Origin of the sequence: Pseudorhodoplanes sp., from assembly GCF_035565855.1 — a bacterium.
Lineage (GTDB): Bacteria > Pseudomonadota > Alphaproteobacteria > Rhizobiales > Xanthobacteraceae > Pseudorhodoplanes.
In genome coordinates this window covers 1-2,040 of record NZ_DATMRX010000059.1, presented here as the reverse complement: position 1 = coordinate 2,040, position 2,040 = coordinate 1, and the positions used below count along the sequence as shown (strand labels likewise).

The window sequence follows — 2,040 nt, the reverse complement described above, 5'->3', positions numbered from 1 at the left end:
ATGCGACGGTCTCTGCGCATGCGCGGTCGGACGCTGTGATCGCGGCGAGAAAGCCCGGCATCGTTTCGGGTCTCGCGCTTGCCGAAGCGGCGTTCCGCGAGCTCGATGCCGATTGCGATTTCACGGTCCTGATCGAGGACGGAAGCGCTGCTGCAGCGGGCGATACGATCGCGCGCATCTCGGGGTCGTCGCGCGCCGTTCTATCGGCGGAGCGCGTCGCGTTGAACTTCATGGGCCGCATGTGCGGGATCGCGACGCTGACCCGCCGCTATGTCGATGCGGTTGCGGGCACGAGCGCTCAGATCGTCGATACGCGAAAGACGACGCCGGGCCTTCGAGCCTTCGAGAAGTATGCCGTGCGCTGCGGCGGCGGGCACAATCACCGCTTCGGGTTGTTCGACGCGGTTCTCATCAAAGACAATCACATCGTTGCGGCGGGCAGCATCGAAGCGGCAATCAAATCCGCGAAGGCTGTTGCCGGGCACATGACGAAGATCGAGGTCGAGGTCGACACGCTCGAACAGCTCGAAATCGTCATGCGCGAGAACGTCGACTGCGTGCTGCTCGACAACATGGGACCGGACGAATTGCGCAAAGCCGTGAGAATGGTCGCAGGCCGGTGCCTTACGGAAGCGTCAGGCAGCGTCAACCTCGATACGGTGCGAGCCATCGCGGAAACGGGGGTCAACATGATTTCCGTCGGAGCGCTGACGCATTCGGCGCCCGTTCTCGATCTTGGGCTCGATTTTATCGCGGCTGACAAGGCTTAAGCGCGCGAGAGCTTGAATTCGCCACAGTCGCTGCGCATCTGGCATTCGCGTCCAGAAGAATGTGATAGAAAGGGGCGGTTGAACATGGAGGGACATTCCATGGCCATGCAGTGGATCGTGCTTTGGGGTGCAACCGCGATCACCGCTTCCGTTCTCGCGGGCATTCTGGCCGGCATCAAGAATCGGGACCTGTCGTATTGGATCGGCTGGAGCTTCATCCTGCCGCCGCTCGTCGTCTGGCTGCTGTTCCTTCCGAAGTACAAGGGCGCGCGGCCGCGCCAGCCGAGCCTTGATGAGATCGACCGCCGCGAGAACGGTCCGTTCTAGGACGTCTTCTGTTCCCGGCGTCTCCGCTTGATTGCGGCTTGGGCGGCTGAAAGGCGCGCGATCGGCACGCGATAGGGCGAGCAGGAAATGTAATCCAGATCGACCGTCTCGAAGAAGCCGATCGACTTCGGATCGCCGCCGTGCTCGCCGCAGATGCCGGTTTTGAGGTCGGGCTTTACCGAGCGGCCGCGCTCCACGCCGATTTTCACGAGTTCGCCCACGCCTGACTGATCGATCGACACGAAGGGATCGGTCGCGATCACCTCGTGCTCCAGATAGTTCGACAAAATCGGCGCGGCATCGTCGCGCGAAAGCCCCAGCACCGTTTGCGTCATATCGTTCGTGCCGAACGAGAAGAAGTCCGCGCCCAGCGGCCCCGCCGCGATGTCGGCTGCGCGTAGCGCTGCCCGCGGCAGTTCGATCATCGTGCCGATGTCGTAGGGGATATTGACGCCCGTTTCCGCTTCCACGGCTTTTGCCGTGTCCGCGATCACCTCGCGCAGGATGTCGAACTCCCGGCGGTAAGCGATGAACGGGATCATGACCTCCGGCCGGACGGCCTCGCCCGTTTTCTTCTGAGCGTTGACGGCGGCTTCAAAAATCGCGCGGGTCTGCATGCGCGTGATTTCCGGGAATTTGATGCCGAGGCGGCAGCCGCGGAAGCCCAGCATCGGGTTAAATTCCTCGAGCTCGGCGACGCGTGCCTTGAGCCGCATCAGATCCATACCAAGGGCGGCGGCGACTTGCGCCGCCTCGCGATCTTCATGCGGCAGAAACTCGTGCAGCGGCGGATCGAGCAGCCGGATCGTGACCGGCAGCCCGGCCATGATTTCGAACAGCTCTTCAAAATCGGCGCGCTGGACGGGAAGAAGTTTGTCGAGCGCCTGCTGACGCCCCTCCTCGTCTTCTGCGCAAATCATCTCGCGAACCGCGAGGATGCGCT

Annotated in this window: 3 protein-coding genes; 2 read left to right on the top strand and 1 reads right to left on the bottom strand. The window is 62.6% G+C overall.

Features of this window, described 5'->3' with window-relative positions; genetic code table 11:
* Together nadC and VN004_RS03495 are read left to right on the top strand one after the other, a co-directional pair.
* Nucleotides 1-770, top strand: a 770-nt coding sequence (gene nadC / locus VN004_RS03500; protein ID WP_325607069.1) for a carboxylating nicotinate-nucleotide diphosphorylase, incomplete at its 5' end; no start/stop codon positions are given.
* Nucleotides 771-869: 99 nt separating this feature from the next.
* Nucleotides 870-1,097: a hypothetical protein gene (locus VN004_RS03495; protein WP_325023808.1), complete on the top strand. Its 228-nt coding sequence runs from the start codon at nt 870-872 to the stop codon at nt 1,095-1,097.
* Here VN004_RS03495 and VN004_RS03490 read toward each other — a convergent pair.
* The coding region (locus VN004_RS03490) for a putative PEP-binding protein (protein WP_325607067.1) at nt 1,094-2,040 on the bottom strand (947 nt) is incomplete at its 5' end. The genes VN004_RS03495 and VN004_RS03490 overlap by 4 nt on opposite strands.

What these genes read in the sequence shown, in the direction of transcription:
- VN004_RS03495 (WP_325023808.1), top strand. Translation starts at nt 870, where the DNA reads ATGGCCATGCAGTGGATCGTGCTTTGGGGTGCAACCGCGATCACCGCT.